General features: G+C 74.4%; 8 protein-coding genes. 5 read left to right on the forward strand and 3 right to left on the reverse strand.

What is annotated here, in order from left to right; translation table 11 throughout:
• From KIK08_RS36120 to KIK08_RS36135, 4 genes are all read left to right on the forward strand, one after another.
• On the forward strand, positions 1–737 hold a 737-nt coding region (locus tag KIK08_RS36120; protein WP_214407817.1), incomplete at its 5' end, for an ACP S-malonyltransferase.
• Complete coding sequence (locus KIK08_RS36125; RefSeq protein ID WP_214407818.1) at positions 734–1735, forward strand: beta-ketoacyl-ACP synthase III; 1002 nt, start codon at positions 734–736, stop codon at positions 1733–1735. The genes KIK08_RS36120 and KIK08_RS36125, both read left to right, overlap by 4 nt.
• Before the next feature lie 60 nt (positions 1736–1795).
• Positions 1796–2038, forward strand: a complete 243-nt coding sequence (locus KIK08_RS36130; protein WP_214407819.1) for an acyl carrier protein — start codon at positions 1796–1798, stop codon at positions 2036–2038.
• Positions 2039–2117: 79 nt separating this feature from the next.
• The gene (locus tag KIK08_RS36135; RefSeq protein ID WP_214407820.1) at positions 2118–3359 is read left to right on the forward strand and encodes a beta-ketoacyl-[acyl-carrier-protein] synthase family protein; all 1242 of its coding nucleotides are present in this window, start codon (positions 2118–2120) and stop codon (positions 3357–3359) included.
• A 102-nt stretch (positions 3360–3461) separates the two neighbouring features.
• On the opposite strand, the gene KIK08_RS36140 is transcribed toward KIK08_RS36135, so the two are convergent.
• The 3 genes from KIK08_RS36140 to KIK08_RS36150 all read right to left on the reverse strand — a co-directional run bounded on the left by KIK08_RS36140 (position 3462) and on the right by KIK08_RS36150 (position 5757).
• On the reverse strand, positions 3462–3950 hold the full coding sequence (locus KIK08_RS36140) for a DUF3145 domain-containing protein (RefSeq protein ID WP_214407821.1): 489 nt from the start codon (positions 3948–3950) through the stop codon (positions 3462–3464).
• Positions 3951–4172: 222 nt separating this feature from the next.
• On the reverse strand, positions 4173–5240 hold the full coding sequence (locus tag KIK08_RS36145) for an MBL fold metallo-hydrolase (protein ID WP_214407824.1): 1068 nt from the start codon (positions 5238–5240) through the stop codon (positions 4173–4175).
• Between the two features lie 52 nt (positions 5241–5292).
• Positions 5293–5757, reverse strand: a complete 465-nt coding sequence (locus KIK08_RS36150) for a DUF4345 family protein (protein ID WP_214407822.1) — start codon at positions 5755–5757, stop codon at positions 5293–5295.
• A gap of 142 nt (positions 5758–5899) precedes the next feature.
• Here KIK08_RS36150 and KIK08_RS36155 point away from each other — a divergent pair, with 142 nt between their 5' ends.
• Positions 5900–6352, forward strand: coding sequence for a hypothetical protein (locus KIK08_RS36155; protein WP_214407823.1), 453 nt, complete (start codon positions 5900–5902; stop codon positions 6350–6352).
• The last annotated feature ends 200 nt before the right edge of the window (positions 6353–6552 follow it).

Below are 6552 nucleotides of genomic sequence, written 5' to 3' on the forward strand. Positions count from 1 at the left end.
CCCGGCTCACCGCGGCGGCGGCGCTGCCGGCCGGGGCGCCCGTCGCCGGGCACTCGGTGGGCGAGCTGGCCGCGGCCGCGCTGGCCGGGGTGCTCGACGCGGACGTCGCCGTCGAGCTCGCCGCCGTCCGCGGCCGGGAGATGGCCGCCGCCTGCGACCTGGAGCCCACCGGGATGTCGGCCGTGCTCGGCGGCGACGCCGACGAGGTGCTGGCCGCCCTGGCCGCGCTCGGCCTCGACCCGGCCAACCGCAACGCCACCGGCCAGGTTGTCGCGGCCGGCGCGGTCGGCGCGCTGGAGGCGCTGGAGAAGGACCCGCCGAACCGCGCGCGGGTCAAGCGGCTGCCCGTCGCCGGCGCGTTCCACACCCGCTACATGGCCCCCGCCGAGCAGGCCCTGCGCGACCGGGCCGCGCAGCTCACCCCGGGCACCCCCGTCCGCCCGCTGCTGTCCAACGCCGACGGCGCCGTCGTCGGCGACGGGGCCGAGGCGGTGCGCCGGCTGGTCGACCAGGTCACCCGCCCGGTCCGCTGGGACTCCTGCACCGCCACCCTGCTCGAGCGCGGCGTCACCGCCGTGATCGAGCTACCGCCCGCCGGCACCCTCGTCGGCATCGCCAAGCGCGAGATGAAGGGCGTGGAGCGCCTGGCGCTCAGGACGCCCGACGACCTGCCCGCCGCGATCGACCTCATCACGCAGCACTCGGGGATCAACCAGCACTCGGGGGAGGACTCATGACCACGCGGCCCCGCACGCCGCTGCGCCTGGCCGCCACGGCGCCCGGCGCCCGGCTCCTGGGCATGGGCAGCACGCAGCCCGACAACGTCGTCACCAACGACGACCTGGCCCAGCGCATGGAAACCAACGACCAGTGGATCCGCGAACGGGTCGGCATCCAGAGCCGGCGCATCGCCGAGGAGGGCACGCTGCTGGTCGACATGGCCAGCGACGCGGGCGCCCAGGCGGTCAAGGACTCCGGCATCGACCCCACCGAGATCGACACCGTCATCGTGGCCACCTGCACGATGCCCACGCCGATCCCGAACGCCGCCGCGCAGACCGCCGAGCGGATCGGCATCCCCGCGCCGGGTGCGTTCGACCTCAACGCCGCCTGCGCCGGGTTCTGCTTCGGCATGGGCACCGCCGCCGACCTGATCCGCGCCGGCAGCTCCCGGCACGTGCTGGTCATCGGGGCGGAGAAGCTGTCGGACTGGCTCGACTGGACCGACCGCTCCACCGCGATCATCTTCGCCGACGGCGCCGGCGCCGCCGTGCTCGGCCCGGCCCCCGACGCGGAGTCGGTCGGCGTGGGCCCGGTCGCCTGGGGCAGCGCGGGCGACCTGGCGCAGACCATCCACATCCGGCCGGAGAACGGCGCGCTGGCCCAGGAGGGCCAGGCGGTGTTCCGCTGGGCCACCACCAAGATCGCCCCGGTGGCGCTGCGGGCCATCGAGCTGGCCGGGCTGGCCCCGTCCGACATCGACGTGCTGGTCCCCCACCAGGCCAACCTGCGGATCGTCGAGGCCGTGGCCAAGCGGTTGCGCGCGAAGGGCGCCCGGGAGGACATGGTCGTCGCCGACGACATCATCCACTCGGGCAACACGTCCTCGGCGTCGATCCCGCTGGCCCTGGACCACATGCGCGTCGACGGGCGGGTGCGTTCCGGCGACACCGTCCTGCTCGTAGGCTTCGGCGCGGGCCTGTCCTACGCCGCCCAGGTCGTCACCTGCCCCTGAGCCCGTCCGGGCCGACCGTTCCACCCCCCACCACCGCCCCACCACCGAAGGAGAACAACCATGGCCGACAACGCGGAGATCCTCACCGGCCTCGCCGAGATCGTCGAGGAGGTCGCCGGCATCGACACCGCCGAGGTGACCCCGGAGAAGTCCTTCGTCGACGACCTGGACATCGACTCGCTGTCCATGGTCGAGATCGCCGTGCAGGCCGAGGACAAGTTCGGCGTCAAGATCCCCGACGACCAGCTCGCCGAGCTCAAGACCGTCGGCGACGCCGTCAGCTACATCTCCAGCCACCAGTGACGGGCCGGCCGGGCGCCGTCCCGGCCGCGCACCGCCACCCCGCGCGACCACACCCCGCGCAACCACTCGGAAGGACGAGATGAGCCGCCAGAGCACCGACGTCGTCGTCACCGGCCTGGGCGCGACCACCCCGCTCGGCGGGAACGTCGCGCAGACGTGGGAAGCGCTGCTCGCCGGGCGTACCGGCGTGCGGCGCATCGACGACGCCGACCACGAGTGGGTCGAGCGCCACCAGTTGCCCGTCAAGATCGCCGCCCCGCTCGCGGTGTCCCCCACCGAGGTCCTGCCCCGGGTCAAGGCCCGGCGCATGGACCGCTGCGAGCAGGTGGCGATGGTCGCCGCGCAGGAGGCCTGGGAGCACGCAGGCAAGCCGGAGGTCGACCCGGAGCGGCTGGCGGTGGTCATCGGCACCGGCATCGGCGGCGCCGTCACCCTGCTCGACCAGGACGACCTGCTGGAGAGCGGCGGCCTGCGCAAGGTCTCGCCGCTGACCGTGCCGATGCTCATGCCCAACGGGCCGGCCGCCTGGGTGGGCATCGAGTTCGGCGCGACCGGCGGCGTGCACGCGCCGGTGTCGGCGTGCGCGTCCGGCGCCGAGGCGCTGGCCTGGGCGCTGCGGCTGATCCGCAGCGGCGAGGTCGACGTGGTCATCGCCGGCGGCGCCGAGGCCTGCATCACCGGCATCACCGTGGCCGGGTTCGTGCAGGCCCGCACGCTCTCGCAGCGCAACGACGAGCCCGAGCGGGCCTCGCGCCCGTTCGACGTCGACCGCGACGGCTTCGTGCTCGGCGAGGGCTCCGGGATCATGGTGCTGGAGCGGGCCGAGTTCGCCGCCGCGCGCGGGGCCACCGTGCACGGCAGGCTGGCCGGCGCCGGGATCACCTCCGACGCCCACCACATCACCGGCCCGGAGCCGGAGGGCACCGGCCAGTCCCGGGCCATCCGCAAGGCGCTGGAGACGGCCGGGCTGCAGCCCTCCGACGTCGGGCACGTCAACTGCCACGCCACCTCGACGGTGGCCGGTGACGTCGGCGAGAGCCGGGCCGTGGTCAAGGCGCTGGGCACGCACCCGGTGCTGACCGCGCCCAAGTCCGCGCTGGGCCACATGGTCGGCGCGGCCGGGGCGGTCGAGAGCATCATCACCCTGCTCTCGATCAAGGAGGGCGTCATCCCGGCGACGCTCAACCTCGACCGGATCGACCCGGGGGTGGAGCTGGACGTGGTGTCCGGCGAGCCCCGCAAGGTCGACCTGGAGGCCGCGGTCTGCGACTCGTTCGGCTTCGGCGGGCACAACGCCGCGGTGGCCTTCACCCGGGCCTGAGCGAACACGCCCGGACGACGGCGGGGCCGGCGCGATCCGCGCCGGCCCCGCCGTCGTCCGGGTGCTGTCGTCCCCGACCCCGCTGTCGTCCCGACCCCGCGGTCAGCCGACCTGGTGCAGCCAGGTGACGGGGGCACCGTCGCCGGCGTAGCGGAAGTCCTCCAGGACGTCGTCCCACGCCGTGCCCAGCAGCTCGTGCATCTTGGCCGGCAGTTGCGCGGGCGGGGTCTCGGCCAGCACCGCGCGCAGGCGGTTCTCCCCCACCACGACGTCGCCGTTGGCGCCCGTCTGCCCGCGCCACAGCCCCAGGTTGGGCACGTAGCAGAACCGCTCGCCGTCGACGCCGGGACTCGGGTCCTCGGTGACCTCGAAGCGCAGCATCGTCCACGCCCGCAGGGCGGCGGCGATCGCGCCGCCCGAGCCCACCGGGGCCGACCAGGAGCACTCGGCGCGCAGCGCTCCGTGCACAGCAGGCTGGGGCGTCCACTGCAGGGACACCTTGGTCCCCAGGACACCCGAGATCGCCCATTCGACGTGCGGGCAGACCGCAGTCGGCGACGAGTGGACGAAGACCACGCCGCGTGCGTTCACTGCAGACCTCCAACGTCGACGAGGATCGTCTTCCCCTACGTCCTCGAGCCGCGGCGGACTGCTGTCATCGGCCGGGTCCCGTGCCCGGCTGGGTTGTGTGATCAGTTTGCCCCGGTCAGCGCAGCAGCACCAACTCGGGAGCGCCGTCCGGGCGTGTCGCTGCGGCGGGTCGCGGTTACCGGTCGACGAACGGCGGACGAGCACCGCCCCCCGGCCGCGCGCTCAGGCGGTGTAGCGCGCCACCCCGCGCTCGTCCTCGGCGGCCGTGAGCAGTCCCCGCTCGGCCAGCACGTCGAGGTGGGCCAGGGTCTCGGTGGTGGCCAGCATCGTGTTGAACATGTCCAGGTCGACCAGGCGGTGGTCGCGGCGCGTCCAGGTCAGCGCGCCGGCCACCTCGTAGGCGGTCGAGCAGCCGGCCTGGACGGCGGTCAGCGTGGCGTCCAGGCGCTTGGCGTGGTGGGCCAGCAGCTCGTCGACCCGCTGGTGCACCCGCATGCCGGTGGCCCCGTGGGCCGGCAACAGCAACGCGTCGGGGCGCGAGCGCACCAGTTCGAGGGAGGCCAGGAAGTCGGCGAGCGGACTGGCCGCACGGACGGGTTGCAGGCCGATCGACGGTGTGATGGTGGGCAGCACGTGGTCGCCGGCGAACAGCAGCTCGGCCGCCTCGTCGGCGAACACCACGTGCCCCTGGGTGTGCCCCGGGGTCTGCACGGCGCGCAGCCGGCGCGGCGCGTCCGGGTCGCCGACCAGGATCTCCGCGCCGTCCTCGATCCACTCGTCGGGGAACTCCCACTCGTCGCGCCGGTGCTTCGGCGGCGGCCCCGAGCGACGGGCCACCAGCTCGCCCGCGCCGGCCCGGTGCAGCACGTCGTCGCGCACCAGCCCGGCGTTGGCCGGGCTGTGGATGGCCTCCAGCCCCGGCTGCTCGCCGCGGCCCAGCGCCACCTTCATCCCGAACTCGCGGCGCAGGGCGACGGCCTGCGTGTAGTGGTCGCGGTGGATGTGGGTGACCAGGAACCGGCGGATGTCGGCGAACCCGGCGTCCAGCCGGGCCAGGGCCGCCCCCAGCAGCTCGCGCGCCTCGGCGATCGCCCAACCGGCGTCGACCAGGGTCCACCCGGCCTCGTCGGCGATCGCGTACACGTTCACCGCGCGCAGGCCGTCCTGCGGGAGCGGGAGCGGGATGCGGTACACCCCCGGCGCGCACCGGTAGATCCCCGGCTCGGTCCAGTCCCGGTCCGGTGCGTCGTCGTCGATCACACCCCCGAGACTATGTCGTGAGCAATGCATCATCCAGCCGGCACGACCCTGTCGGACGTCACAGCTGTCCCCCGCACACCGTTCATCGCCGGCTCCCGCCCCGCTCCGGCAGCCGCCCGGCCAGCACCCAGATCGCCACGACCAGCACGCACAGGCCCACGTTGCCCACCGTCTGCGCGATGGCGTCGAACGCCCCGAAGTGCGCCATGTGCATCGCGTGGAAGATCGTGTGCGGGACCACGAACACCGCCCCCGCCAGCGCCGCCACCCGCGCGGTCCACCGGTCGGGCCGCAGCGCCGCCGCCACCAGCACCACGACCAGCGCCAGGCTGAGCCCGCCCACGTCGCGCACGAGGTGCTCGTTGTAGGGCGGCAGCAGCCGCACCCACCCCCACCCGAGCGGGAAATCCTCGTAGAAGCCGACCGGGAAGAACTGCGCCCACACCCCGATCACCGCCTCCACCGCCGCCGCGGCCCACAGCAGCACCCGGACCGCGCGCTCCGTGCCGGTCCCCGCCGTCCTGCCCGTTCCCACCGTCGTGCTCATCCTCGCCGTCCCTCCGCAGCCCCACGGCCGCACGCGGGTGGGACGGCGCAGCCCACGGATCCGTGACGGTCCCGCCGCTGTGACCCGCCTCGCACGGTCGGCCGGGCCGCGTCCACCGGCGCGCCCACGGCACGATGCCGACGTGAACATCCAGGACCGGCTGCGGGCCGGGGTGACCGTGCCCCGCCCCGACCCGGCCGCTCGGGCGGCATGGCTCGCGGCGGTGCACGAGTACACGAGGATCGACGGCGGCACCGTCACAACGGCCGCCGAGGAACCCACCGTCGGCCGCAACTACCACCGCGTCGGCGTGCAACTGCGCAACGGCATGCCGCTGGCGTTCCTGCTGAACCCCGCCGCCGGACTGGTCGCCGCGGCCCAGCCGGCGGGACCCCACGACATCCTGCCGGTGTTCGCGGCCGTCCCGCACCGCGAGGTCTTCTCCCGAAGGGGCTTCGAGGTCGCCGCTCCCGCCGACCTCGACCAGCCGCTCACCGAGGCGCACCTGCGCTCCCTCACCGAGGACGAACTCCAGGACGTCGCCTACCACCGCCCCGAGCGCCTCGGCGACCTGCTCTTCAACTGGTTCGACTGATGTGGAACGGCTTGTCAACCCTGGGGTCTTGAAGCGGTCGTGGGCCGCTTTTTGGCCCGTGACCTGCTGTTTTGAGCAGGCGTCGGGACCCCGGGGTCAACACGCAGCGCCCGCAGCGCAGCGAGGACGAACGGTGTTGAGGCCGGGGTGGCGGCTGCTACCGGTGCCGGGGTGGGGAACGGGCAGGGTGGGGCCCACGC

Origin of the sequence: Pseudonocardia lacus (assembly GCF_018531445.1) — a bacterium.
GTDB lineage: Bacteria > Actinomycetota > Actinomycetes > Mycobacteriales > Pseudonocardiaceae > Pseudonocardia > Pseudonocardia lacus.

Coding starts and splice junctions, on each gene's coding strand:
- KIK08_RS36150 (WP_214407822.1), bottom strand. CDS start 5,757: ATGAGCACGACGGTGGGAACGGGCAGGACGGCGGGGACCGGCACGGAG.
- KIK08_RS36125 (WP_214407818.1), top strand. CDS start 734: ATGACCACGCGGCCCCGCACGCCGCTGCGCCTGGCCGCCACGGCGCCC.
- KIK08_RS36130 (WP_214407819.1), top strand. CDS start 1,796: ATGGCCGACAACGCGGAGATCCTCACCGGCCTCGCCGAGATCGTCGAG.
- KIK08_RS36145 (WP_214407824.1), bottom strand. CDS start 5,240: ATGCATTGCTCACGACATAGTCTCGGGGGTGTGATCGACGACGACGCA.
- KIK08_RS36135 (WP_214407820.1), top strand. CDS start 2,118: ATGAGCCGCCAGAGCACCGACGTCGTCGTCACCGGCCTGGGCGCGACC.